The organism is Streptomyces sp. NPDC088725, from assembly GCF_044751305.1.
GTDB lineage: Bacteria > Actinomycetota > Actinomycetes > Streptomycetales > Streptomycetaceae > Streptomyces.
Map to the genome: position 1 here is coordinate 26,086 of NZ_JBIVLO010000016.1, position 26,036 is coordinate 52,121.

General features: G+C 71.1%; 18 protein-coding genes, 1 tRNA gene and 2 pseudogenes. 12 read left to right on the plus strand and 9 right to left on the minus strand.

Annotated elements, in window-relative coordinates; all coding sequences use genetic code 11:
* The first annotated feature begins 253 nt into the window (after positions 1-253).
* Complete coding sequence (locus ACIP6N_RS28785) at positions 254-664, plus strand: ATP-binding protein (RefSeq protein WP_401820434.1); 411 nt, start codon at positions 254-256, stop codon at positions 662-664.
* Between the two features lie 92 nt (positions 665-756).
* Here the strand turns inward: ACIP6N_RS28785 and ACIP6N_RS28790 are convergent, their stop codons facing one another.
* On the minus strand, positions 757-3,123 hold the full coding sequence (locus ACIP6N_RS28790) for a discoidin domain-containing protein (RefSeq protein ID WP_401820435.1): 2,367 nt from the start codon (positions 3,121-3,123) through the stop codon (positions 757-759).
* A 368-nt stretch (positions 3,124-3,491) separates the two neighbouring features.
* Between ACIP6N_RS28790 and ACIP6N_RS28795 the strand changes: the two genes are divergently transcribed.
* From ACIP6N_RS28795 to ACIP6N_RS28810, 4 genes are all read left to right on the plus strand, one after another.
* The gene (locus tag ACIP6N_RS28795) at positions 3,492-6,812 is read left to right on the plus strand and encodes a family 78 glycoside hydrolase catalytic domain (RefSeq protein WP_401820436.1); all 3,321 of its coding nucleotides are present in this window, start codon (positions 3,492-3,494) and stop codon (positions 6,810-6,812) included.
* 107 nt (positions 6,813-6,919) lie between these two features.
* Positions 6,920-7,639 (plus strand): (Fe-S)-binding protein, encoded by a 720-nt coding sequence (locus ACIP6N_RS28800; RefSeq protein ID WP_401820439.1) that lies wholly within the window; start codon positions 6,920-6,922, stop codon positions 7,637-7,639.
* Entirely contained in the window at positions 7,636-9,069 is a 1,434-nt protein-coding gene (locus tag ACIP6N_RS28805) for a LutB/LldF family L-lactate oxidation iron-sulfur protein (protein WP_401820441.1), read from the plus strand. The genes ACIP6N_RS28800 and ACIP6N_RS28805 overlap by 4 nt, the downstream gene beginning before the upstream one ends.
* Entirely contained in the window at positions 9,066-9,710 is a 645-nt protein-coding gene (locus ACIP6N_RS28810) for a lactate utilization protein C (protein WP_401820444.1), read from the plus strand. The genes ACIP6N_RS28805 and ACIP6N_RS28810 overlap by 4 nt, the downstream gene beginning before the upstream one ends.
* A gap of 134 nt (positions 9,711-9,844) precedes the next feature.
* Here ACIP6N_RS28810 and ACIP6N_RS28815 read toward each other — a convergent pair whose 3' ends face one another.
* Positions 9,845-10,327, minus strand: coding sequence for a DUF309 domain-containing protein (locus ACIP6N_RS28815; RefSeq protein ID WP_401820447.1), 483 nt, complete (start codon positions 10,325-10,327; stop codon positions 9,845-9,847).
* A gap of 102 nt (positions 10,328-10,429) precedes the next feature.
* On the opposite strand from ACIP6N_RS28815, the gene ACIP6N_RS28820 reads away from it, so the two are divergent.
* Positions 10,430-10,506 (plus strand) — tRNA-Pro (locus ACIP6N_RS28820).
* Positions 10,507-10,770: 264 nt separating this feature from the next.
* On the opposite strand, the gene ACIP6N_RS28825 is transcribed toward ACIP6N_RS28820, so the two are convergent.
* Positions 10,771-11,601 carry a DeoR/GlpR family DNA-binding transcription regulator gene (locus ACIP6N_RS28825; protein ID WP_401820450.1) on the minus strand — a complete coding sequence of 277 codons (831 nt, stop codon included), beginning with the start codon at positions 11,599-11,601 and terminating at the stop codon, positions 10,771-10,773.
* Positions 11,602-11,815: 214 nt separating this feature from the next.
* On the opposite strand from ACIP6N_RS28825, the gene ACIP6N_RS28830 reads away from it, so the two are divergent.
* Complete coding sequence (locus tag ACIP6N_RS28830) at positions 11,816-14,311, plus strand: hypothetical protein (RefSeq protein ID WP_401820451.1); 2,496 nt, start codon at positions 11,816-11,818, stop codon at positions 14,309-14,311.
* Here ACIP6N_RS28830 and ACIP6N_RS28835 read toward each other — a convergent pair.
* The 4 genes from ACIP6N_RS28835 to ACIP6N_RS28850 all read right to left on the minus strand — a co-directional run bounded on the left by ACIP6N_RS28835 (position 14,281) and on the right by ACIP6N_RS28850 (position 19,020).
* Positions 14,281-16,698 carry a right-handed parallel beta-helix repeat-containing protein gene (locus ACIP6N_RS28835; protein ID WP_401820453.1) on the minus strand — a complete coding sequence of 806 codons (2,418 nt, stop codon included), beginning with the start codon at positions 16,696-16,698 and terminating at the stop codon, positions 14,281-14,283. The two genes, ACIP6N_RS28830 and ACIP6N_RS28835, sit on opposite strands and share 31 nt — an antisense overlap.
* Before the next feature lie 146 nt (positions 16,699-16,844).
* Positions 16,845-17,429 (minus strand): hypothetical protein, encoded by a 585-nt coding sequence (locus ACIP6N_RS28840; RefSeq protein ID WP_401820456.1) that lies wholly within the window; start codon positions 17,427-17,429, stop codon positions 16,845-16,847.
* Between the two features lie 192 nt (positions 17,430-17,621).
* On the minus strand, positions 17,622-18,470 hold the full coding sequence (locus ACIP6N_RS28845) for an MOSC domain-containing protein (RefSeq protein WP_401820459.1): 849 nt from the start codon (positions 18,468-18,470) through the stop codon (positions 17,622-17,624).
* A 37-nt stretch (positions 18,471-18,507) separates the two neighbouring features.
* The gene (locus ACIP6N_RS28850; protein WP_401820461.1) at positions 18,508-19,020 is read right to left on the minus strand and encodes a DUF6643 family protein; all 513 of its coding nucleotides are present in this window, start codon (positions 19,018-19,020) and stop codon (positions 18,508-18,510) included.
* An 805-nt stretch (positions 19,021-19,825) separates the two neighbouring features.
* Here ACIP6N_RS28850 and ACIP6N_RS28855 point away from each other — a divergent pair.
* Both ACIP6N_RS28855 and ACIP6N_RS28860 read left to right on the plus strand, forming a co-directional pair.
* Positions 19,826-20,110 carry a hypothetical protein gene (locus tag ACIP6N_RS28855; protein ID WP_401820463.1) on the plus strand — a complete coding sequence of 95 codons (285 nt, stop codon included), beginning with the start codon at positions 19,826-19,828 and terminating at the stop codon, positions 20,108-20,110.
* Positions 20,111-20,296: 186 nt separating this feature from the next.
* Positions 20,297-21,268, plus strand: a complete 972-nt coding sequence (locus ACIP6N_RS28860; protein WP_401820466.1) for a glycoside hydrolase family 6 protein — start codon at positions 20,297-20,299, stop codon at positions 21,266-21,268.
* An 83-nt stretch (positions 21,269-21,351) separates the two neighbouring features.
* Here ACIP6N_RS28860 and ACIP6N_RS28865 read toward each other — a convergent pair.
* Positions 21,352-21,660 (minus strand): annotated as a pseudogene (locus ACIP6N_RS28865) (hypothetical protein); the annotation flags it as partial.
* Positions 21,661-21,936: 276 nt separating this feature from the next.
* Between ACIP6N_RS28865 and ACIP6N_RS28870 the strand changes: the two are divergent.
* Positions 21,937-23,217 (plus strand): TerD family protein, encoded by a 1,281-nt coding sequence (locus ACIP6N_RS28870; RefSeq protein WP_401820467.1) that lies wholly within the window; start codon positions 21,937-21,939, stop codon positions 23,215-23,217.
* 67 nt (positions 23,218-23,284) lie between these two features.
* On the opposite strand, the gene ACIP6N_RS28875 is transcribed toward ACIP6N_RS28870, so the two are convergent.
* Positions 23,285-24,478 (minus strand): glycosyltransferase, encoded by a 1,194-nt coding sequence (locus tag ACIP6N_RS28875; RefSeq protein ID WP_401820469.1) that lies wholly within the window; start codon positions 24,476-24,478, stop codon positions 23,285-23,287.
* Between the two features lie 57 nt (positions 24,479-24,535).
* On the opposite strand from ACIP6N_RS28875, the gene ACIP6N_RS28880 reads away from it, so the two are divergent.
* On the plus strand, positions 24,536-25,366 hold the full coding sequence (locus ACIP6N_RS28880) for a glutamate racemase (protein WP_401820471.1): 831 nt from the start codon (positions 24,536-24,538) through the stop codon (positions 25,364-25,366).
* Positions 25,367-25,376: 10 nt separating this feature from the next.
* Positions 25,377-25,898, plus strand: a pseudogene (locus tag ACIP6N_RS28885) (hypothetical protein); the annotation flags it as partial.
* Positions 25,899-26,036: the final 138 nt, after the last annotated feature.

The following is a 26,036-nucleotide window of genomic DNA, read 5'->3' on the forward strand; positions in this document are numbered from 1 at the left end:
CGTTTTGCGTGTGCCCGGCCCGGGGCGGACCATGTGGCCCTATGCCGGCCCACCCGCTCGTCCCGCTCTCCCGGCGTGGTCGGCCTTCGCGCTTGTCCGGCTCCCTCGGCGCGGTCGGCCTGCGGGCTCGTCCCGCTCTCTCCGGGCGCCCTGAGAACCGCCGGATCGCGTTCGGCACTGTTGGCTTCCGATCTCGGGGGTAAACGGCCAGGGACCAGGCCGACAACGCGCTTCAACCTCCGGGGTGAGCCACATGCACCACCCGTACACACGCGAAGACCGTAACCAGTCCCTCGCGGAGTGGGACTGCCGCCCACGGCTGGCCGCCGAGGCCCGTGACGCCACGTACGGCTTTCTCGCCGGGCTGTACCCGACACCGTCCCCGCACACGTCGCAGGATCTGGTGCTGGTGGTCTCCGAGTTGGTGACCAACGCTCTGCGCCACGCGGGACAGGTGACTGCTCTGCACCTGCGCGCGGACCGGCGGAGTCTGCAGATCGTGGTGGACGACCCGAGCTCCGCACACCCACTGGACCGTACGCCCGATCTCACCGGGCACACGGGCGGGTTCGGGTGGCCGATGGTGCGACGACTGGCCGAGAAGGTCACCGTCCATTCCCGTCCGGGCGGCGGAAAGTCGGTCCGGGCGGTTCTCGCCCGGTAGCGCGTCTTTTCACGGAGACGTCCGGACAGCGGTGCGGGCCCGGCTTTCGGCCGGGCCCGCACTCGTGTCCCGAGGAGTGTGCCCTGTGCGGTTTAGCCGGTGTACGCCTCGAACTCGGAGACCTGGCCGGCCGGCCAGCCTGTGTTGGCGGTGATGTTGAGCCGCAGGTAACGGGTCGGCGTACCGGGCAGGCTGATGGTCACGGTGTTACCGCTCGACGGGTTGAAGGTGTAGCCCGCCGAAGCCTTGAGCGTGCTGAACGACGCGTTGTCGGTGGATCCCAGCACACTCAGGGTCTGCGTGCGGGTCGCCCACGACGTCGCCGGGGGGAGCTTGAGGACCACGCGTTTGACGGCCTTCGACGCGCCGAGGTCCACAGTGATGGTCTGCGGGAAGGCGTTGTTCTTGCTCTCCCAGTAGGTGTCCGCGTTGCCGTCGACCGCGTTGCCCGCGCCGTACACATCGGCGTGGCCGGACTCGGCGACCGGACGGTTCTTGGCGAGGTTGCCCGTGTCGGCCGGCGGCGTCGTCGGCGGGTCGGTCGGCGGCGTGGTGGGCGGGTCGGTCGGCGGGTTGCCGGTGGAGGGGACACCACCGTTGGTCCACACCGGGGCCGGCCAGTTGCCGCAGAAGGTCTGATCGGTGAACCAGCCGGAGTTGCCGGTGCCCTGCGCGATGGTGAACGCGTCGCCCTGGCAGCTGTAGATCGTCTTCGCCTGGGCGATGTTCTTGGCCTTGACGTTGGTGAAGTTGCCGGCGCCGCCCGCCTGGAGCTGGAGCGCGAAGGTGCCGGCGCCGTCGATGTTGATGTTGTTGAAGTTGAGCGTCCTGACCGGGCCCTCGATCGTCTGGATCGCCTCGTAAGAACTGTCGAGGATGTCCGAGTCGCTGACGTTGATCGTGGCGTTGACGGCTTCGTTGAGGCCGTCGAACCACATCGCGCCGACGCCGAACTGCCAGTTGAAGTCGCTGTTGCCGGCCCGGATCAGGGTGTTTCTCGCCGCCGTGATGGTGCCGGAAACAGCCGTTCCGCTACCGGAGTTGACCCCCGGGTACCGGTTGGCGACGTGCAGGCCGCCACCGTTGGAGACGGTGTCCGACATGACGTTGTCGGAGAGGGTGATGTTCTTGCCGCCGTACGTGACGATGTTGTTCGCCAGGACGGGCGCCACGACCGTGTTGTGCGTGAACGAGTCGCTCACGTTCGGTACGGACTCCGCCCACATCGCCAGACCGTCGTCACCGGTGTTGCGCACGAAGGTGTTGGTGACGGTCGAATTGGTCACGCCCATGTGGAAGTTGACGCCGTCGGCCGTCTGGTCCAGGATCCGGCTGTTCTTGATGGTGAAATTGTCCATCGGGCCGTCCATCCACGCCCCGACCTTGGTGTGCTGGATCCACAGGTTGTCGACGGTGGTGTTGGACATGGCGCCGCCGAGGCCGTTGACCTGGTCGTTGTCGACCCGCTCGCGGATGTCGCCCAGAATGGCGAAGTTCTTGAGGGTGACGTTGCTGCTCCCGCCCTGGTTGGCGTACTTGCCGTACACACCGACGGCCTTGGAGCGGTCGGACGGGTCACGCCCCGTCAGCACGCTGTACCAGGGACCCGCACCGGCCAGTGTCACCTTGTCGACGACGATGTGGTCGCGCACCTGGAAGGTGCCCTGCGGGATGTAGACGGTCTTGCCCTGCGCCGCGCCCGCGGTCACGGCCGCCTGGATCTTGGCCGTCGAGTCCGCGGCCCCGGTCGGGTCGGCGCCGTAGTCGGTCACGACGTTCAGCGAGCCGGAAGGCTGCGCGATCGGTGCGGCGACCTGCTCGAAGTCCGCGAGGTCGATGGTGAACGACGGCGACTGCGAGGTCGAGGACACCTGGAGACGGACCTTCGTGCCGGCTGGCAGCGTGGAGCCGAACAGGGCACGGGTCTCGTCGAAGAAGTGGTGCGGGTTTGTGTCGCCGGGGTTGTTGTTGAAGGGGTAACCGCCGTAGTACCAGCTGTACTTGGAGGTCACCGGCACACTCTTGAGCTGGTTGCCGTTGGCCTTCAGGTCGATGGTCGCGTCGCGTCCCGCACCGTCCGAGGTGTCGGGCAGCGAGTAGCGGAACGTCACCGCGTTCGCCGGGGCGGTGAGAGTGAACTCCACGTACTCACCGGCCGCGTCGAGCGTGACGGCCTGCCGCCCCGACGCCTCCGAGGGGAGGTGGCCGTAGAGGCGGTCGGGGCCGATGAACGTGCCGTTGGTGGCGGCGTATTCGGCCTCCTGCTCCTGGAACGGCACGGTGGCGCCGCGTCCGGAGATCCCCACGGGCGACGGGGCGGGAACCCCCGCCGCCTGAGCGGCGGGAGCGGTGGACAGGACCACCGCGGCGGCCGTCCCGGCCGCGGCGAGGGCGAGAGAGACCGATGCGGATATGCCGCGGCGGAGCAGGCGGCGTCTTGGGTTCGGGGGAGGTGTCACAGACATACGTCCTTGCGGCTCGTGGGGACTCTGCGGACGCGAAAATGCTAGGAGGGGTGCCGCAGGAAGTCTATGAATCCGCGCAAATTTCGAAGGCAGTTGTAAAAATCTTCGACCCAAGTGCCCATATGGAGAGGGGCATACCGGATGGGAGGGACCAACTCGCCCTGGAGAATTGGGGGTTATGCGTGATCGGGGCGACTGCGTGAGGGTCGCAAGAAATATGCCAAGGGAGGAAAGGAGGGAGCGGGGGCCGGAGTCGGTCGTCGCGCGCGGCGCGCCGACGGCTTTCCCTCCTCCAACTCCCGTCTCGTGCGTACCTCTTGTAGTGGGTTCGCGATGGCCCATACCATGCGGAGAGGGAAATTATGAAACGTTTCAATTACGCGCGGGGAAGGATTCCGATGGGCATGGGCTGGACACGCAGGGGTCTTCTGCACACCTCCGTGGTGGGTGCGGGGGCCGGCCTCGCCGGGCTTGCCCCAGGGCCGGCCTCGGCCGCCCAGGAAGCGGGTGGCGCGCGCCGGCCGGGAGCGCTGGGCGAAAGCGCGGGGGCCGGCCGGCTCCGTATCGTCGCCACCACGGTCGAGAACGCGGCACATCTCCTCGGTACCGACAGCGGCACGCCCTCGCTCTCCTGGGAGTTGACCGCCGGGGGAAACTCCGCACGGCAGAGCGCGTACCAGATCAGAGCCGCCCGGGAGCCCGGTGATCTCACCGCCGGGCGAAGACTGCTCTGGGACACCGGCCGTACGGTCTCGGACCGCAGCGTCGCCGTCCCCTACGCGGGGTCCGCTCTGCCGCCCCGCACCCGCTGCCACTGGCAGGTCAGGGTCTGGGACACGGAAGGACACGCCTCGGCCTGGAGCGAGCCGGGCTGGTGGGAGACCGCGCTCGGCGACGAGAAATGGCAGGCGCGGTGGATCGGAGCCGACCAGCCGGCCGCGCCGCCCGGCTTCGACGGCGCCTCCTGGATCTGGTCCGAAGGGGCGACGACCGGCAACGCCCCCGTAGGACCACGGTGGTTCCGCGGCGTCCTCAATCTGCCCGAGGGCGCGGTGGCCGAACGCGCCACGGTCGTCGCCACGGCCGACGACGACTTCACGCTCCACCTCGACGGCGGCCGGATCCTGGAGGCGCCCGTGCGGGAAGACGGCTGGCGCACCGGCCTCACCGCCGATGTCACCGAGGAGGTGAAGGCCGCGGGCGGCCGGATCGTCCTTGCCGCACTCGCCACCAACCGGGGCGACGTGTCCGTCAACCCCGGTGGGCTGCTTGTGCGGCTGACCGTCGAGACCACCGGCGGAGAGAGCCGTGAACTCGTCACCGGGGCGCACTGGTGCGGCTCCGACACCGAGCAACAGGGCTGGGAAAAGCCGGAGTTCGACGACACCGGCTGGCCGGCCGCCGCCGTGCTCGCCCCGTACGGCCAGGGGCCGTGGGGCGACGGCGTCACCGTCGCCGTTCCCGAGGCGCCCGCGCCCCTGCTGCGCCGCGAATTCACCGTACGCAAACCGGTCTCCCGTGCCCGGCTCTACCTCAGCGGACTCGCCTACTACGTCGCCGAACTCAACGGGAAGCGCGTCGGCAGCCAGGTCCTCGACCCGGCCTTCACCGACTACGACGAGACCGTGATGTACGCCGTCCACGATGTCACCGCGCTGCTGCGCGCCGGGAACAACGCGATCGGTGTGACGCTCGGCCGCGGTTTCTACGGCATGACCACCCCCAACGTGTGGAACTGGCACCGCCCGCCGTGGCACGGCGAACCCCGGCTGCTGTGCCGGCTGGAGGCGGAACACCCCGACGGCTCCCGCACCACCGTCGTCTCCGACACCGACTGGCGCCTCACCGAAGGCCCCACTCTCTCCAACTCCCTCTACGCGGGCGAGACATACGACGCCCGGCTCGCCCCGGCCGGCTGGACGAGCCCCGGCTTCGACGACAGCGCCTGGCGAAGCCCGCATGCCCAGGAAGCACCGAAGGGCACACTGCGCGCCCAGCCGCACGATCCCATCGAGATCATCGAGACCCTGACACCCACCGGCATCACCGAGCAGCGCCCCGGTGTGTACGTCGTGGACATGGGCCGTACGACGGCGGGCTGGAGCCGGCTGACCGTACGCGCCCCGGCGGGCACCACCGTCCGGCTGGTCCACGGCGAGAAGCTGAACGCGGACGGCAGCGTCCAGGCGGAGAACGGGAACGTGCCGGGACGCTGCCAGCGCGACGAGTACATTTGTGCGGGCGGTGGCACCGAGGTGTGGGAGCCCTCGTTCTCGTACAAAGGCTTCCGGTACGTCGAGGTCAGCGGCCTGCCGACCCGCCCGCGTCCCGCCGACGTGCTGGGCAGGGTGGTCCACACGAAAGTCGCCGAAGTCAGCGACTTCAGCTGCTCGGAGCCGTTCTACGAGCAGCTGGACCGTGCGATGCGCCGTACCCTGCTGAACAATCTGCACGGCATTCCCACCGACACACCCATGTACGAGAAGAACGGCTGGACGGGTGACGCGCAGCTCGGCACGCCCGTCATGGCGTACGCCTTCGGTGTGCACCGCTTCCTCGGCAAGTGGCTGGGCGATCTGGCGGACAGCCAGCACGCCGACGGTCAGCTGCCGGTGATCGTGCCCAGCGGCGGCTGGGGGCTCGGCGATCCCGGTTCACCCGAGTGGACGACGGTCTACCCGTTCGTGCTGCGCGAGATGTACCGGATCTACGGCGACGACCGGCCGGCCCGCGCCCACTGGCCTGCCGTGACCCGCTATCTGGACTGGGAGTTGAGCCGGCTGCGGGACGGTCTCGCCGTCACCGCGCTCGGTGACTACCTGCCGCCCGGCTACGGCGGCAATCCGCCCGAGGACACCCGGCTGACAGCCACCGCATATCTGCACCGCGCCCTGACGGAGACCGCCGAACTGGGTGAACTGCTGGGCCACGACGATGTCGCCACCCGCTACCGCACGGCGGCGAACGGCCTCAAGGACGCGCTCAACGCGGCCTTCCTCGACGAGTCCGGCCACTACCGCACCGCGAAGGACCCCGACTACCGGCAGACCTCCAACGCCCTCCCGCTCGCGTTCGGCCTGGTGCCGGGCGGGGCCAGGGCATCGGTCGTCGACAGCCTCGTGGCCGACATCGCCGCACGCGGCAACCACCTCAACACCGGAGCCCTCGGCACCAGTGTGCTGCTGCGCGTCCTGTGCGCACACGGCCACCCCGACGTCGCGCACGCCATCGTCACCCAGCGCGGCTATCCCGGCTGGGGCTACTGGTTCGACAACGGCGCCGACACGATGTGGGAGATGTGGCCGCTCGACTCGCGCTCACGCGACCACTACTTCCAGGGCACCGTCGCGCAGTGGCTGTACGAGAACGTCGCGGGACTGCGGCCCGGGGACGCGGGCTACCGCACCTTCACCGTACGGCCAGACGCGCGCACCGGGGTCAGCTGGGCACGTACCTCGATCCGTACGGTACGCGGCACCGCGGCGGTGGCCTGGTCGCAGGTCGGCCCGGACCTGCGGCTCACCGTGGAGGTGCCGGTCGGCGCGAGCGCCGAGGTGCAGATACCGGCGACGCGCCGTGACCAGGTCCGGGCCCCCGGATCCGCCGCGTACCTGCGCACCGAGCCCGGCTTCGTGGTCTACCGCGTGGATCAGGGGACCTGGGACTTCGTCGGACGCGGCTGACGCGTGGCACACATCGGGGCGAGTGGAACATTCATCGGAGGTCTCATGGGCTATCCCACAGGGCGGAGGTCTTACGCGCCCGCCCGCGCGCGGCATATGCTCCGCCCATGCGCGCCGCTCTCTTCGTCACCTGCGTCAATGACGCCGTGTATCCGTCCACCGGGATCGCGACTGTGCGTCTCCTCGAACGACTGGGCGTCGAGGTCGACTTCCCCGAAGCGCAGAGCTGCTGCGGGCAGCCCCAGTACAACACCGGATACCGCAAGGAGACCGAGCCGCTGGTACGCCGGATGGTGCGGGCCTTCGAGGGGTACGACCATGTGGTGACGCCCTCGGGGTCGTGTGCGGCGATGGTCAGGCAGCACTACCCGAAGATCGGCGGCGCGGCCGCGGCCTCACTGGCCGCCCGCACCTACGAACTGACCGAATTCCTGGTCGACGTGGTCGGGGTGACGGATGTCGGGGCGTACTTCCCGCACACCGTCACCTACCATCCGTCCTGCCACGGACTGCGCCTTCTCGGCCTCGGCGAGAGGCCGAGAAAGCTGCTCCAGGCGGTGAAGGGCCTCGAACTGCGGGAACTGCCCGGCGCCGAGGAGTGCTGCGGATTCGGCGGCACGTTCGCCGTCAAGAACTCCGATGTTTCGGTGGCCATGGGACAGGACAAAGTGAACAACGCGCTCGGGACCGGCGCCGGTGTGCTGTGCGGCGCCGACAACTCCTGCCTGATGCACATCGGGGGCATCCTCAGCCGCGAGGACGCTCCGATGCGCGCCCTGCATCTCGCGGAAATCCTGGCGTCGACGGAAGAGGAGCCCTGGGCATGAGCGGTACGTATCTGGGGATGCCGGCCTTCCCCGCGGCGGCGAAGGAGGCGCTGGGCAACGAGACGCTGCGGGGAAATCTGCGGCACGCCACGCACACGATCCGGGACAAACGGGCCGTGGCGGTGGGCGAGTTGGCGGACTGGTCACTCCTGAGGGAGGCCGGAAAGCAGATCAAGGACCACACACTGCGCCATCTGGACCGTTATCTGGTGCAGTTGGAGGAGTCGGTCACGGCGGCCGGCGGGGTGGTGCACTGGGCGTCCGACGCGGCAGAGGCGAACCGGATCGTCGTGGAGCTGGTCAGGGCGACCGGCGAGAGCGAGGTCGTGAAGGTCAAGTCGATGGCCACGCAGGAGATCGGCCTCAACGAGGCGCTGGAGGCCGAAGGCATCTCCGCGTACGAGACCGACCTGGCGGAGCTGATCGTACAGCTCGGTCACGACAGGCCCTCGCACATCCTGGTACCTGCCATTCACCGCAACCGCGGCGAGATCCGCGACATCTTCCGCGAGCAGATGGGCCATTGGGGCCGGGCGGCGCCCGAGGGCCTGTCCGACAGCCCCGCCGAACTCGCCGAAGCGGCACGGCTGCACCTTCGTGAGAAGTTCCTGCGGGCCAAAGTCGGCATCTCCGGCGCGAACTTCATGGTCGCCGAGACAGGCACCCTGGCCGTGTTCGAGTCCGAGGGCAACGGCCGGATGTGCCTGACCCTCCCCGAGACACTGATCTCGGTGGTGGGCATCGAGAAAGTCGTGCCGACCTGGCGGGACTTGGAGGTCTTCCTCCAGACACTGCCGCGCTCCTCGACGGCCGAGCGGATGAACCCGTACACGAGCATGTGGACCGGAACCCACGACACCGACGGGCCCCGCACCTTCCACCTGGTGCTGCTGGACAACGGACGTACGGACACACTGGCCGACGAAGTGGGCCGCCAGGCGCTGCGCTGCATCCGCTGCTCGGCATGCCTGAACGTGTGCCCGGTGTACGAAAGGGCCGGCGGCCACGCGTACGGCTCGGTCTACCCCGGCCCGATCGGAGCGATCCTCAGCCCCCAACTCAGGGGCACCGAGAGCGATATCGACAAGTCACTGCCGTACGCCTCCTCACTGTGCGGCGCCTGCTACGACGTCTGCCCGGTGGCCATCGACATCCCCGAGGTCCTGGTCCATCTGCGCGAACGCGTGGCGGACGAGGGCGGGAAGGGCCACCGGCTGGAGAAGGCCGCCATCAAGGCGGCGGGCTGGGTCTTCGACCATCCGCGCGTCCTGGCGGCGGGGGAGCGGGCCGCGTCCAGGACCCGCGGGCTGCACCCGAGGAAACCACCGGGCGCGGGCGCCTGGACCGACAGCCGTGACCTGCCAGAACTGCCACCCGAATCGTTCCGCGACTGGTGGAAGAAGAACCGGAAGGACGACCCCAGACCATGAGTACCGCTTCTGGTTCGCGGGAACGGATCCTCGCCCGCATCCGCGGCGCCGTCGCCGACGCGCCCGACGCGCCCGAGGCGACCCGCGACTATCTCGACACGCACACCCCCGACAGCCGGACCGTCGATCTCCTCGCCGAGAACCTCGCCGACTACCGGGCGCTCGTCCACCGTACGGACGAGGCAGGACTGCCGGCGCTCATCGCCCGGCTGCTCACCGAACGGGGCGCCCGCACCGTGGCCGTACCGCCGCGCCTGCCCGAGTCCTGGCTCAGCGTCACCGACGTCACGCAGGTCCAGGACCAACCGGACTCCAGCGCAGCGGAGTTGGACGCGGTGGACAGTGTGGTCACGGGCTGCGCGCTCGCCGTCGCCGAAACCGGCACGCTCGTCCTCGACGCGAGCCCCGACCAGGGCCGCCGCCGCATCACTCTCGTCCCCGACCACCACATCTGCGTCGTACGGACCCCCGGCCAGGTCGTCGCCTCCGTCCCGCAGGCGATGCCGCGCCTGGACCCCACGCGCCCGCTGACCTGGATCTCGGGCCCGTCGGCCACGAGCGACATCGAACTCGACCGGGTCGAGGGCGTCCACGGGCCGCGCACGCTCGAAGTGATCCTGGTGGCGGCCGGCGAACGGTGAGGGCCGACGCGCGGCGTCCGGTGGCGGCCGGCGTGCGCTGCCCGGCGAACAGTGACGGTCGGCGTGCGGCGCCCGGTAACGGCCGACGCACCGTGCCCCGAGAGCCGGTCAGCCCGCTGAGGCCGGCCTCGGCCTCACCCTCGCAGCCGGGGCGCGGAGGCGGCGGCGTCCACCGGCTGGCCGCCGGCCGCGACCCGCTCCGCCAGCTCCCGTGCCCATACGGTCAGACCGGGCACATCGAGGCCGTGCGGCCGCAGCGGACCGTACGCCTCGACGGAACCGGCGCCACGCAGCAGCAGACGCGCGCCGCCCGTCGTATTGCCCCGCGCGGCGTGCGTCAGCCCCACGGCGAGCTGGGCGAGCCCGCGCCACAGCTCACGCTCGTCCTCGGGCCCGGACTTCCAGGCGTCCTCGAACACCTCATGCGCGTGGAACGGCTTTCCGGCGTCAAGCAGCCGCTGCGCCTTCCCGACGGTCTCCTCCGGCGTACGCACCACCCCCTCCGGCTGCCGCTCCACCCCGGAAGCCCCATACGGCAACGGCCGCCCAAGCCCGTCCCGCGGCCGCGCACTGCGCGCCCGGCCCTCGTCGTCACGGTCCCGCTGGTTTTCCTTCATGCTCCGATTGTCACCTGGACAGGGTGCGTCTTCCCGCCGCACAGAGTGAGGTAAAGTTTCCCACGCACGGCAACCTTCACCTTCCGGTGGGGCGCTGAGCATCGGGACGTGGCGCAGCTTGGTAGCGCACTTGACTGGGGGTCAAGGGGTCGCAGGTTCAAATCCTGTCGTCCCGACCAGCGTTTACGCAGGTCGCAGGCGGTATCGGAGAAATCCGGTACCGCCTTTCCGCGTTTCTTGGGGACCAGTTGGGGCCAATCGGTCCAGCGGTCTCGTCCGGGGGCGGCTTGGGCGGCGAGGGCGGCGGGGGAGCGGACGGAGGGCAGGCGGGCGCTGAGGGCATTCTCGGCATTGGTGATCTGGGTCACGACGGTGGAGGCGGTGCCGGAGCGGCGTGCACGCCCGGGCCGGCCAGGGCGGCCCGGCTCAGACGTCCCGCGGGCTCAGACGTCTTCCTCGTCGCCCGCCACGATCAGTCCCGGCAACTGCTCGTTGATCTCCTCGCGGGCCCGCGCGGGCAGCCCCCCGTCCGTCACCAGTGTGTCGATCTGACCCAGCGTCGCGAACGAACTCAGCCCCACCGTCCCCCACTTGGTGTGGTCGGCGACGACCACCACCCGGCGGGCGGAGTGCACGAACCGCCGGTTCGTCTCCGCCTCCGCCAGATTCGGTGTGGACAGACCGGCCTCGACCGAGATGCCGTGCACGCCGAGGAAGAGCACGTCGAAATGGAGTGAGCGGATCGCCTGGTCGGCGACCGGTCCCACCAGTGAGTCCGACGGGGTCCTCACGCCGCCGGTGAGGACCACCGTGGCCGCTCCCGGGCGCTGGCCGCCCGCGCCACCGGCCGGCTGCGCGGCGTAGAACACCTCGGCCACCCGCACCGAGTTGGTCACCACCGTCAGATCCGGTACGTCGAGCAGATGCCGCGCCAGCGCGTACGTCGTGGTTCCGCCGGACAGCGCGATGGCGGTGCCGGGGACGGCCATGGCCGCGGCCGCCCGCGCGATGTCCTCCTTCGCGCTCAGCTCCAGCGCCGACTTCGCCTCGAACCCCGGCTCGTGCGTGCTCCCGTCGACCACGGGCACCGCGCCGCCGTGCACCTTCTCGATGACACCCTGGCGGGCGAGCGCGTCCAGATCCCGCCGGACGGTCATGTCGGAGACCTTGAGCTTGCGGGTGAGTTCATTGACGCGGACCCCGCCGTGCCTGCGCACCTCGTCGAGGATCAGCGCACGGCGCTGCTCCGCGAGCAGATTCTGATGGTCGCTCACCGCCAAGGCCCGTTCCTCCCCTTCGTCAACGGTTTCCCATCCTCCCACGGGACCCGGTCGCACGCCCCGGAGGTCGGCGGGGTGATGAATCGAGGAGATTCCGTGCAGACCGGACATCGGGCGGTACGGATCCGGGAACGTGGGGGCTGTGGCGCGTTTCGTACCGCGCCGTCGCCCTCACCTGCCGCCCCCACATCGAGAGCGAGTCACGGACATGTCCTCCGAAACCGATGTGCCGCCCGAAACACCTGTGTCCACCGAAGCGGAAGCGGACGCGTCGCCCGGGACTCCGGCGCCGGGTGACGCCGGACCCGCCCTCGAACTGCTCGTCCACGGCGTCGGCGGGACCACCCCGCAGGACATGCTCGACGACGCCCGTACGGTCAGAATCGCCGGTGACGAGACCGCGGCCGTGTACCGCCGCGCCACCGACGCCGACGCCGAACAGCACCCCGAGCGCTACCGGGACCGGCCGATCCCCGAGGCGTACAGCTGGGCCAACCTCACGTCGGGCAACGCCTCGCGGGCGCTGTGGCTGATCCTGCTGCCCTTCATGGTCGTCAACCTCGCGCACTGGATGCGCCCCGCCACCCAGGGCCTCGCCCGGGCCCAGCGGCTGTACGGCGTGTGGGTACGGCTGATCGCGCTCACCCTGACCGTGCTGCTGACCGCGGCCGCCTGCGAGGTCGCGCTCGATCTCACGGCGTGGCAGTGCGCGGGCTCCGCCGCCTGCGCGGACGACCATTCCTGGCTCGGCTTCCTGGCGCCCGCGCGGCACGGCTGGTGGAGCATGCCGGGCCGGCGGCTCGCCCTGGCCTCGCTGGTGCCCACGGCCCTGGTCGTCCTGCTGTGGTACCTCTCCAACCGCACCTGGACCGCGTACGAGGCCCAGCGCCCGCCCGCCCATGAACAGCCCGGCACAGCGGCGTCCGGCAGCGGAAGCGGCGCGGGAGACGCCGGAGACGGCCCGCCCGGGATCCGGCCCGCCCTCGGCCGCCCCGGGTTCTGGTACGGCCGCAGGCTCGTCGCCCGGCTGCGCGCCGCGCACACCGCCGCGGGCTTCCTCACGGTCGCCGCCCTGCTCACCGCTCCCGCCGTACGTCACGACCGCGCGGCCGCAGGCGCAGCGGCGCCCTTCGCCGGCACACTCCTCCAGGCGGCGCTCGGCGTCTGCGCGGTGGTGGCCGTGTACGTCGTGTGCCGCAGGGGCCGCAGCGAGCGCACCCGCGACGCCGTACTCGACCGGACGCTCATCACCTGGCTGCCGGGATCCGCCCTCACCCTGCTCGGCCTGTCCCTGGTGTACACCGCCTGGTCGCGGCCCGGATGGGCCTCCTCCGGCGCGCTTCCCGGCGACGGCGCGTTCTGGGTGACCGCGCTGGCCCAGGGCGTCCTGGTCGCCCTTCTCGCCGTCACGGCCCACGCCCTGTACCGCCGCGCGCCCCACCCCCGGATCGTGCTGCGCGGCCTCGGCGGCCCCACGGTCGCGATGCTCGCCTGCGCCCTGGGCGATGTGATGACCGGCGGGATCGCCCAGCGCGTGGCCGACTGGCTCGACGGAGACGCCACACCCGGGATGGGCGGAGGCACGATCGCCGGGCCTCCCGTGCTGCTCAGCTGGCAGGCCGCGGTCATCCCCGTCCTGCTCGTCCTGCTGCTGATCCCGGTCGCGGCCCTCGCCGTCCGTACCGTACGCGCCTCCCGCAGGCTGGGCCCGGCTGTCGAGGCGGAGTATCCGGACGCGACCGCGGACTCCGTCCGCACCCGGCAGATCGCGGCCGTCCGTGCCAGGGCCGCCCTGACCGAGGCCACCTCCTGGCTCGTGGGGCTCCTCTCCGGCACCGCGCTGCTGCTCGGCGCCGGAGCGGTCGTGGGCTCGTGGCTGACCGGCGAGGTGCCCGGCAGGGCGGCGGAGGGCGCGGCCCCGTTCGTCCGGTCGGCCGCCGACACGGCACAGGCGCTGGGATCGTGGCTGATCGGCCTCGGCTTCATACTGTTCGTCACCTGGGGCCGCCGCGCCTACCGGCAGGCCTCCGCCCGGCGCACCGTCGGTATCCTGTGGGACGTGGGTACGTTCTGGCCGCGCGCCGCGCACCCCTTCGCGCCGCCCTGCTATGCCGAGCGCGCCGTTCCCGACCTGGCCTGGCGGATCGCCACCTGGACCGGGAGCACGGGCGGCAGGCTCGTCCTGTCGGGGCACTCCCAGGGCAGTGTGCTCGCCGCCGCCGCCGTCTGGCAGCTCCGGGACACCACACGGCACCGGGTGGCGCTCCTGACGTACGGCTCGCCCCTGGAGCGGCTGTACGGCCGCTGGTTCCCCGCGTACTTCGGCGCGGGTCAGCTCAGCGGGCTGAACCGGGAGCTGCACTGCTGGCGCAACCTGTGGCGCGCCACCGACCCCATCGGCGGTCCCGTCCGGGTCAGTGCCGACGACGAGCGGCCCGGGGTCGACCGCGGACCGCTCAAGGACCCGCTCGCCTACGGGCGTTCGGCGCGCCACCCGCTGCCCGCGCCGATCCTCGGCCACGCCGACTACCAGGCCGATCCGGTGTTCGCCGAGGAGCGCGCGGCGCTGCTCGCCCGGCTGCCGTCCGCGCTGCCGGGACAGCGCTCAGAGCTGCCCGCACCGGCTCCGGGGGGACCGGCTCCGGCCGGACCTGCCGCGAACTCCGCTCGTCCTCAGGGAAGTTCGGGCAGATCGTCGGCGTAGAGCAGGGTCAGGTCGTCCGTGCTGCTCTCCGGCAACTGGGCGACCCGGCCCGCGTGCCGCTCCACCATCGCCTCGAACGTCTGCCGCGCGGTACGGCCGTTGCCGAACGCGGGGCCCTTCGGCAACGCGGTGAAGTACTTCAACAGCGCCTCCGGCGTGCCGCTGCCGAGCCGGTACTCCTGCTCGTCGGACTGCTGCTCCACGATCCGCAGCAGTTCGTCGGGCTCGTAGTCGCTGAAGGTGATGGTGCGTGAGAAACGTGACGCCACACCGGGGTTGACGGTCAGGAACCGCTCCATCTCGGCGGTGTAACCGGCGACGATCACCACCACGGCCTCGCGGTGGTCCTCCATCAGCTTCACCAGGGTGTCGATCGCTTCCTTGCCGAAGTCACGCCCGGAGTCCTCCGGCGACAGCGCGTACGCCTCGTCGATGAACAGCACACCGCCGCGCGCCCGGTCGAACGCCTCCTGCGTGCGGATCGCGGTGGAACCGATGTGCTCGCCGACGAGATCCACCCGTGACACCTCCACGAGATGGCCCCGTTCGAGCACCCCGAGGGAGGCCAGGATCTCCCCGTACAGCCGGGCCACGGTCGTCTTGCCGGTACCGGGGGAGCCGGTGAAGACCAGATGGCGGCGGACCGAGGCGGCCTTGAGGCCCGCCTCCTTGCGGCGGCGGCCCACCTCGATCATGTCGGTGAGCGCCCGGACCTCGCTCTTGACGCTGTCGAGGCCGACCAGCGCGTCGAGTTCCCCGAGGACGTCCTCCGAGCTGCGAGGCGGCTCCGCGGGTGCGGCTGTGTCCGGGGACGCCGTGGCGGGCGCGGTGGCGGGTGCGGGCGGGAGCGCGCCGAGCACGCTCGGCGTCTGCGTCGCGGTCAGCACGGCCGGCGGCGGCTCGTACGCGGGCGTCGCGATCGCGCTCTCGTCGCTGGAGCAGTCCTCGGCGTTCGGCCCGTTCTCCCCGAACTCGTAACCACCGCGCGCACAGCGCTCCGTACGGCAGCGGGTGAGAGTCGTACGGCAGCCGTCCATCACATGGAAGCCGTAGCCGCCGCTGCCCGTCACCTTGCAGTGGTGGAAGGTGCCGCGGCCCTCGGCGGATACGTAGAAACCCGCCTCGGCGGGGGAGGCGACCGTGCACCGCTCGATGGTGGGGTCGGCGCCCTTGGTGACGATGACACCGGTCTGAACGGCGTCCATCGTGCAGGAGTTGAGCGTCCCGCCACTGCCGTGGTCGCGGAACCATGCCCCCGTCGAGGCCTCCCTGATCCGGCAGTCGTCGAGCTGGGCGGTCGCGCCGTCGCTCACCGACACCGCGGTGTTGCGCACCTGCGAGAGGTCGCTGTCGACGACGTCCGCGCGCGAACCGCGGTCGAGGACGAAGAGCGCGTCCGGGACGTCGTGCACCCGGCAGGAGTCGAGGACGACGGTCGCGCCGTCGCTGACCCAGACGGCCGGGTAGTCGCCCGTACTGTCATGTATCTCGCACTGGTTGGCGTCGACCCGGGTGCCTGGGTCCCAGACCGAGAGACCGTTGCGGCCGAAGCGCCGTACCGTCGAGCGGGTCAGCGTCAGCACGGAACGCGACCGCAGGTCGACGGCGTTCTCCGGGATGTCGTGGATGTCGCAGTCGGAGAGGGTGAGGACGGCGTCGGTGTCGAGTGTGATCCCGTCGGCCGACGTGCGGTGCACGGAGGAGTCGGTGAGATGGGCCGAGGCGCGGGAGGCGATCTGCACGCCGGTGCCCTTGATCTCGTACACCTCGCAGCCGACGGCCTCGAGCGCGCTGCCCTCGCCCGTGACCATCAGGCCCGCACCCGACGCGTGATGGACCCGGCAGCGCTCCAGCCGCGGACGCCCGCCGCCGCGTACCGAGACGCCCGACTGCCCGGCGGCGACGATCTCGCACTCCTCGAAGAGCCCGCCCGCGCCCTCTATGACGCCGATCCCCACTCCCGCCGGATTGTCGACGGTGCAGCGCCGTACGTTGGGCCTGGCGTTGCCCCGTACCTCTATACCGGCGGCGGAACGGGTCACGATCCGCAGGTCGAGCAGTTCGGGTGTGCTGTCCTCCACGAGCAGCGCGGGAGCCGCCGAGTCCTGGCCCTCGACATGGAGGTCCTGGATCGTGGCGGCGGCGCGCACGGTCAGCGGGACGCCGTCCGTCGGCGCGATGCGAACGGAACCCAGCGAGCCTTCGGGGCCGCGCAGTGTGACGGCCCGTGAGACGGTGAGATTCTCCCGGTACGTGCCGGGGGCGACGGTGAGGACATCGCCGTCGCCGGCGGCCTCCAGGGCAGCGGCGAGAGAGGCGTACTCGCCTGTGCGGCGCCGCCATCGCGATGTTCCGGTGTGCGTCACCTGGACCGTGCCCTGTGCCATGGCGCTGTTGTGCCCCCACCTCGTGCGTGTGCGCGTGCCGTGCCGTCCGGAGCGCCGCGCGCCCAGGATCCCCGGCCGCAACGAGTGGACCGGGCGGCACCACCGTAGCGCGCGCGGCGCAGGTGAGTTGACCTGAGTGGCCGGTCTCAGCTGTCGGCGCCCGCGCGTCCCCAGTCGGGACCGGCCTCGGCCCAGGCGCGGTCGAGCCGCCTGTACCGCCGTTGTACCAGCCGCCATACGAACAGCCGCCTGCCGCACTCCACCAGGACCGCGGCCAGTGCGGCCGCACCGACCCCGGCCAGGACGGCCCGGATCCGGGCCGCACCGCCGCTCACCGGTCCGTTCGCGGGCTCACCCCGCGTGTCGGTCCAGAAGTGGAACGTGGTTCCCGCACGGGCGTCACGCCCCGGCGCCGACAGCGTGCCGGTGTGCGTACTGCCGTCCATGGCACGCCACTTGGCGACCACCCGGGTGCTCACGTCGTGCGGCCCGCGCCGCCGGTCCGGCGTCAGGCGCAGCACCGTGCCCGTGGCCAGGTGCCGCTGCTCGTGCTGGGCACGTACGGTCTTCTGAAGCGCCGAGTCGGCCAGGATCCCGCAGATCACACCGGCGGCCGGAGCCGCCAGGACGAGCAGCAGCGCCGCGGTCAGCGCCGCCCACGCCTCCGCGAGGTCGGTGGTCCTGCACAAGGGGTTGTGCCGCCAGCGCCGGAGCCCCGTGATGACATTCACCTGTTCCGCACCCCATTTCCGTGTCCGCGCACGGCCGTTCGTGGCCTGGGGGCGGCACGGGGCATATGCCCGGACGCGAGACGCACAGACTCGAGACGCACAGACGCAGACGCACTCGGCGTGACCGCCGCCGGGTCGTGTTCCCGGGGCGGGCGGCTTCACACCGCGATGGGCGGCGCGGGCCGGGAAGCGTCAGCGGAGCACCGTCACGGGGTCGCCGACCCGGAGCGTGCCGGTGGTCTCCGGCACGAGGTTCTGTCCGAAGATCAGGCCGTCCTCGAAGCGCCGGTACCTGCCGAGTGTGTGCAACGGCTCCCTGCCGCGCTCGGTGGTGCGCTGGTCCGTCGTGGTGACGACACACCGGGAGCAGGGCTTCGCGACCCGGAAGACGACCCCGCCCACCGCGATGCGCCGCCAGTCGTCCTCCGCCCACGGCTCGGTGTCCGCCACCACGAGATTCGGCCGGAACCGGTCCATCGGGAGCGGGCCCTCATCCGCGTGATCCCCTTGGGCGATGAGCGAGTTGAGCGCGTCGAGCGAGGCGAGCGTGGTGACCAGCAGAGGAAAGCCGTCCGCGAAGCTGACCGTCTCGCCCGGCCGTGCGAAGTCCGGGTCGACGGGCCTGCGTTCGGCCGGCCGGTCGAGATGGACGAGCCGGACCTCCACCCCCAGGTACGTACTGAACCAGCGGTGCGCCTCGGACCCCGCCGGCACCGACTCGATCCTGGTGCCGAAGATCACGGTCACGACGGTCTCGCCCGCCGTCCCTCCGTCGGGCGGCACACCGACGGTCAGCGGCTCAAGACCGGGCGCGTACAGCCGGATTCCCCCGCCCGGCTCCAACTCGGCACGAGACAGCGCCAGCAGTGGCTGCCGGCGCTGTGTGACCACGTTCCCCATGCCGTCGATCAGTGCCCAACGCCGGTCTCCCGCGAGGCCCCAGGGCTCGACCTCCGCCGTCTGCGGCGTGGTACCACCGAGTGACTTGACCGGATGCACCCGCAGGGCTCGCAGGACCGGATGAGGGTGCGGCGTGGGCATGCGGGCATCCTGTCAGGCCTCCCTGACCTCCCGGAGGTCAGTACCCCCGATTCTGGTAGGGGCGGTTGTACGGGTCCTCGTACTGGTTCTGCGGCGGGGGCACCGGCCGCGTGGCCGCGGGGCGCATCGCCTCGTACCCCGTGCCGGGCGCGGGGCGCTGCGGCTGCTGCTGCGGCTGCTGCTGGTACGGCTGGTACTGCTGCGGAGCGCCCTGCCCGGGATAGCCGCGGGGCGGTGCCTGCTGCGGGATGTACGGCGCGGGGGCGTGCTGGAGCGGCTGCTGCTGCTGCGGCATGGGCTGCTGCTGGTAGCCGCCGTACGCGGGAGCGGGCTGCGAAGGCGCGGCCGGCAGGGCGGGCAGAGCCGACGGCAGCGCCGGCAGATAGCTGTTGGCCGAGTAGCCGCTGCTCGGTTCGTAGGCGGGAGACACTCGGATCGGGGCGATCTGAGGGGTGCCCCGCTCCGCGACCAGGGAGTCGTAGATCGGGGTGTCCGGGAACGACGGTGCGGTGTAGTAACTGCCGCCATAGCTGGCACGGGGGGAGGTCATAGAAATAAGTTAAGCCCACGATGTGCCGGTTGGGGAGCCCCAGTCTCGGGGGCATCCGTTTTATGCTCGTTCTACCGGGCTGACTTGCCCAAACGCCGTTAAAACTTCCGTAACAGAGGGAGCTTATCGTTGGAGGATCCCGTGGCGAACAAGAGGCGGCGGATGGGCTGTGCGCGCATGGCGCTCGCCTGGGCTCCGGACGCCCGACCCCGGGTGTCCGGAGAAGGGTGCCGGACTCAGGGCAAGGATGCGCGCACCTTTCCGGACCGGCTCCATCCGACCTGCTGGTGCTCCGCCCAGGGACCGGAAGCGGATCGGAAGCGGAACGGAAGATGCGCTGCGCTATCGGTCCAATGCTCCCGACGATCAAAGATCAACGTCACGGCCTTCGGATAGACTGATCTTCAGGCCGCTCGCTTCAAGCAGGGCCGTCACTGTGCCCGTGGATACGGCCCGGCGAAAGCAGGGGGTCAGCGGCGGGACGCCGCAGGCCCCATCCGTTCAGTTGCGTAACTCGCTTCGCTGAGAGGATCTTTCGCCCGATGGGGACCCCGCGCGAACAGGCGTGGGCGGCGAACACGCGGTCCGGATGAGCCGGAGTATCGGCCACCGCATTGCGCGCCGCACACTTCGGAGAGAGTTCTCCGTGTGCCGGCCGCGGTAGCTCCCGGTGTTCGGCGGATCAGCGCCGTCGACGTCACGCGGTTCGACCCGCCACCCGGCCCGGTTCTGCGGACGGATCCGCTCCTCCGCCTTTGCCTGGCCGGGCATCATCCCGGATCGGTCGAGGCGGACGCGCGCGCCGGTGGACGGCGCGGTCGGCAAAGGCGAACGGTCCTTCCTGCTGCCGTACTTCATGAAGACATTGCCGGCGCGGCGGACAGTCGGCGCGCCGGGGCTTCTTCGCTACGGGGAATTCACGGCCGCACAGGGCGAATACGACCGTGCGGGCGCTCCGCTGTCAGGCGCCGGTGCGGAAGCGCCGGAGGCAGTCATGCGAGTACAGCGCCTGCCGCTCCTCATCGGTGGCGCGGCCGCCGGGTCCGCGTTGTTCGGGACGCGTCCCGAACGCCGCTCGCCGCTTCCCTGACCTCATCCCGCGGCCCTCGCCGAATTCATTGACAGCGGACTGACCCCCTGCCACTGTCTCGTCTGGCAGCGGCAGTTCTCGGAGAGAGCCCCAAAGGGACCGCCGCTCGATTCTCCCCCCCACCCGCGTCTCCCCCGCGGCTGAGTCACCGCCGTTGTGGGAGCGCTCCCAGAGAGGGCTGCACTGATGAGAAAGATGATGCGTACGCTCGTCGCGTCCGCATTCGCGTGCCTGCTCCTGCCTCTCGGCACCGGGCAGGCCGACGCCGACGCCCTGGCCGATCCGATCGGCATGACCAGCGGGTTCTACGTGGACCCGAACTCGGGTCCGGCCGCATGGGTCGCGTCGAACCCCGGCGACGGACGGGCGCCGGCGATCCAGGACAACATCGCCTCGCGCCCCATGGCCCGGTGGTTCGGTTCCTGGAGCGGTGACATCGGGGCCGCGGTGGGCTCCTACGTGGGAGCCGCGGACGCCGCAGACAAGCTTCCCGTCCTGGTCGCCTACAACATCCCCGGCCGCGACGCCTGCGGCGGCTACTCCGGCGGCGGGGCGGGTTCTCCGGCGGAGTACCGCACCTGGATCTCCGCCTTCGCCTCGGCCATCGGCGGGCGACCGGCGCTGGTGATGATCGAGCCCGACTCGCTCGGCGATTACAACTGCATGTCCCAGCAGCAGATCGATGAGCGCAACGCCATGCTCAGGGACGCGCTGGCGCAGTTCTCCGCGCAGGCGCCCAACACGTGGACGTACCTGGATGCCGGAAACCCCGGCTGGATAGACGCGGGCACCATGGCCCAGCATCTCGACGGCGCCGGGCTCCAGCAGGCGCACGGCTTCGCGTTGAACATCTCGAACTACTACGGTAACGACCGGAACATCAGCTACGGCAACGCCATCAACTCGGCGCTGTCGGGCTACGGTTACACGAAGCCTTTCGTCATCGACACCAGCCGCAACGGCAACGATGCCAACGGCGAGTGGTGCAACCCCGCCGGACGGAGGACCGGGGCCGTCAGCCAGACGGGCGGCGGAGCCGAGATGCTGCTGTGGCTGAAGACCCCCGGCGAGTCCGACGGCGACTGCGGAGTCGGCGCCGGCTCCGCTGCCGGTCAGTTCCTCCCGGAAGTCGCGTACAAGATGATCTTCGGATACTGAGACTCCCTGATCTCGTCACTGTGGGCTGCTTCCTCCCGGTTGCAGCCCACAGTTGGCATGCCCGTCCCGCGCTCAGCCGCCGCGGCCCGGTGCGGCTGCTTCAGCACGCACACCACGTACGCGTCCCGGGCCACCGTGCCCTGCGGGGCCGGCATACGCCGGCCTGCGCCACGCGGGCGGCACCATCGTGCCGTCCACCTCGCGCGGGAGCAGCGGCTTGACGCCCACCTTCCGCCGCGCCAGTGCCGGAAGGCCGCGGACCCCGGCCGGGACCCGTTGGCCGGCGCCGCCGCGTCCAGCGCCTTCGGCTCGCCCGGCAGCGACAGGAACGGGCGCCCGCGCAGCGTGGCGTACCCGGTCGTGAGCGCGGCCCGCGGGGCGGTCTCCGCCGTGGGCCCCGACCCGCGGCCTCTGGCCTCCGCACGGGAACCTTCTGCCGAAGGCCCCCGTTGGGAGCCGGTCCGAGGGTCATTCGGGAGCCGCGGGCGGCTCGGGATCCCCAACGCGAGCGAACGTGCCAAAAAGGTCGCCCCTCCAATGTCCGGATTGTGTAAGGAGGGAGCTGAAGACACGTTGGCGGCGGGTCACGGGGGGCTTGATCGATGATGGTGCGATTAGCTTGTCAGGACGTAAAATTTCAGTCACCCCGACTCGCGATGGGGGCGAGCATGTCCATGCTTAAAGGGGCCAATGTTCCGGTACAGGCTTCGGCTGTACGCGTGGAATTGGGATGGCGAACAGGGCCGGGGGTGCCCGACGTCGACGCCTCGGCGCTGGTGCTGGTGTCGGGAAAAGTGCGCTCGGACGCGGACTTCGTCTTCTACAACCAGCCGGAGCACGCCTCCGGTGCCGTACGGCACGACGGCAAGGGAACCGGCGCTGACGGTGCCACGGACACGCTGACCGTCGACCTCGCGCGTGTCGAGCCGGCCGTCGAGCGGATCGTCCTCGCCGCCTCGGCCGACGGCGGCACTTTCGGGCAGGTGCCCGGTCTGCGCGTACGGGTGGCGGACGCCGCGTCGGGCGCCGAGATCGCGCGGTACGAGAGCCAGGACGCGACCGTCGAGACGGCCTATGTGCTCGGCGAGCTGTACCGGCGGCAGGGAAGCTGGAAGTTCCGGGCGGTGGGACAGGGGTACGACAGCGGACTCGCCGGTCTGGCAACGGACTTCGGCATCTCGGTCGACGAACCCCAGCGGCCGCCGGGGCAGGACCCGCACACCCTCGCTCCGCCGCCGGTGGCCGCGCACGCACCGGCGCCCGCGGCTCCGCCCGTGCCACCGGCCCCGGCCGGCCCGCCCCCCACGCCCGTACGCCTGAGCAAGGTCACCCTGACGAAGGAGGCCCCGTCGGTCTCCCTCGCCAAGCAGGGCGGCGGCTCCGGCGCCATGCGCGTCAATCTGACGTGGCAGATGCGGACCCGGGAGACGAAGGGCTGGGGCGCGAAATTGGGCAGGGCCGCCGGCATGCGACCCGCTCTCGATCTCGATCTGTGCGCCCTCTATGAACTGACCGACGGACGTAAAGGCGTTGTCCAGGCGCTGGGGAACGCGTTCGGCTCGCTCACCGGGCCGCCGTACATCCAACTCGACGGTGACGACCGCACCGGCGGCTCCACCGGCGAGAACCTCACCATCAACCTCGACCACAAAGACCGGCTCCGGCGCGTGGTCATCTTCGTCACCATCTATGAAGGCGCGAGCAGTTTCGCCGACCTGGACGCGACGGTCACGCTCCAGCCGCAGCACGGCGCACCCATCGACTTCTCGCTCGGTGAATCCACGGCGCCCTCGACGGTGTGCGCTCTCGCGCTCATCACCAATACCGGTTCGGACCTCGTCGTGCAGCGGGAAGCGCGTTTCCTGGTACCGGAACGCCGGGTCAGTCCGCAGCGCACCATCGACCAGGCCTATGGCTGGGGCATGAACTGGACGCCCGGCCGGAAGTGATCCGGCGCCCGGTCTCAGGCGTCAGAGCGTCAGAGGATCAGGCATCAGGCATCAGGCACTCCGGCGCTCAGGGCGCGGTCTCGGGCCGGGCGTACGTACGCCCCTTCCAGGCCGCGCCACGGCCCCGGTAGTGCTGCACCGCCGAATCGACCGTCATCAGCAGATAGAGCAGCGCCGTGAACGGAAGCAGCGGAGCCGTCCACAGCGACTGCCGGTAGTAGCGCAGCATCGGGACGTACGTCCCCGTCATCACCGCCCAGCCGGCGAGCCCCAGCCATCCCGCGGCCGGATCCCCGCCGAACAGCCCGGTGAGCACGGCGACGGGCGGTGCCAGATAGATGACCGCGAGCCCCACCACCGTGCCCGCGAGCACCAGCGGATGGTGCCTCAGCTGTGCGTACGCGCTGCGCGAGACCATCCGCCACAGATCCCCGAGCCCCGGATAGGGCCGCACGCTGTCCACCCGGTCGGCGAGCCCCAGCCAGATCCGGCCCCCGCTGCCGCGCACCGCCCGTGCCAGCGCCACATCGTCGATCACCGCCTGCCGGATCGACTCGGGCACCCGCGCCCGCTCCGCCGCGTCCGCGCGCAGCAGTACGCAGCCGCCCGCCGCCGCGGCCGTCCGCGCGCGGGGACTGTTCACCCAGCGGAACGGATAGAGCTGCGAGAAGAAGTACACGAACGCAGGCACGACCAGCTTTTCCCAGGTGCTCGCGACCCGCAGCCGCGCCATCTGGGAGACCATGTCGAGCCCGTTCGACCGGGCGGCCGCGACCAGCTCCCGCAGGCTGTCCGGCGCATGCGCGATGTCGGCGTCCGTCAGGAGCAGATATTCGGGGTCGCGGGCCCGTGCCAGCGCCAGACCGTGCCGTACGGCCCACAGCTTCCCGGTCCAGCCGGGCTCGGGCTCGCCGGGCGTGGCCACGGTCAGCGGCAGGCCGCCGTACCGCGCCGACAGTTCGCGCGCCAGCGCGCCCGTACCGTCCTGGCTGCCGTCGTCGACGAGAAAGATCTCGGCCCGCCCCGGATAGGCCTGCGCCAGCAGCGAAGGCAGGCTGTCCGGCAGGACGGCGGCCTCGTCCCGCGCCGGTACGACGATGGCGACGGACGGCCAGCCGGCGGGATTCTCCGGGGTGTCGCGTACGACGGGATCCTCACGCGCGGGCAGACGCTGATCCGTCCGCCAGAAGAAACCCTGACCCAGCGACAGCCAGCCCCACGCGGCCAGCGAACCTACGGCGATCCAGGCAACGGCGCTCATCCGCCGAGTCTGCCCCACATCGCCCGGGGCGCAAGCACGGTCGACTATGGTGACCGGGTGAAAATCGCGCTCATGGACTCCGGCATCGGTCTGCTCGCGGCAGCCGCGGCGGTGCGCCGGCTGCGCCCCGACGCCGCTCTCGTACTCTCCTCCGACCCCGACGGAATGCCCTGGGGCCCCCGCGCCCCGCAGGACATCGTCGAACACGCCCTCGCCGTCGCACGGGCCGCCGCCGCGCACCGCCCCGACGCGCTGATCGTCGCGTGCAACACCGCCTCGGTCCACGCGCTGCCCGCGCTCCGCGCCGAGCTGGAGCCGGGGCTGCCCGTCATCGGTACGGTCCCGGCCATCAAGCCCGCCGCTGCCGGCGGCGGACCGGTCGCTATCTGGGCCACCCCCGCCACCACGGGCAGCCCGTACCAGCGCGGTCTCATCCGGGATTTCGCCGCCTCTGCCGATGTCACGGAAGTGCCGTGCCCCGGGCTCGCGGACGCGGTGCAGGAGGCGGACCAGGCCGCGATCGACCGCGCGGTGGCCGCTGCGGCGGCTCTCACACCACGGGATGTAAGGACCGTCGTCCTGGGCTGCACCCATTACGAACTGGTCTCGGAGCGCATCCGCGCAGCCGTCTCCGCGCGCCGCGGCGACCTGCCGCCCGTCATCCTGCACGGCTCGGCCGGAGCGGTCGCGGCGCAGGCGCTGCGCCGTGTGGGTGAGCAGCCCGCGCCCGCCGCGGAGCCCGGTACGGACCTGACCGTGCTGCTCAGCGGGCGCGAGTCCGCGCTGCCGGAACCGGCCCTCAGCTATGCGGAGGGACAGCTCCTGATCGCGGTCGGCGAGCTGCGCCGACCGCTCCGCGGGACGTCCGTCCGAGCGGAACCTGGGTAGTCTGCTGGGCATGAGGGAGCAACCCCGGCACAAGGGCCACTCCGCTGAGCCCCTGCCCGAGATCTGGTCGGGCCGCGCCACCAACCACGTGCAGTGGCTGCTCGCGGCCGCGGGCGCCGCGTGCATCGGACTCGGTGTGAAGCTCGCCGTCGACTCCACCTGGACCACGGGATTCGTGGCTCTCCTTATGTCGGTGATCGGGTGCTTCGCCGCGGGACTGCTGATGCTCTTCGGCACCCTCGCCTTCGTCCATGTGTCGGTCCGGGTCGACGGTGACTGCATGGAGGTGCGCTGCGGGCACATGGGCCTGCCACGCCGCCGCATCATGCTCGCCCAGGTCGTGGACGCGGATGTCGCGCCCCGGGTCACTCCGCGCCAGTGGGGCGGCTGGGGCTACCGCTGGCGCCCCGAGAAGGGCTCGGCGGTGGTGGTGCGCTGCGGCGAGGCGCTGGTCCTCAAGATGGGCGACGGCCGGGTCTTCACCGTGACGGTGGACGACGCGGAGGCAGCCGCCCACATCATCCGCGACCGCTGCGGCGGCTCCCGGAAGACGCGCGGCCGGGCGCTCGGCAGGGCGAACCCCGACCGGAAACACCTCGGACAGGCGAGATCCGACCAGGCCGGACCCGACCAGGCCGCCCCCGCCCCGGGGTCCGGCGACCTCTGAGCC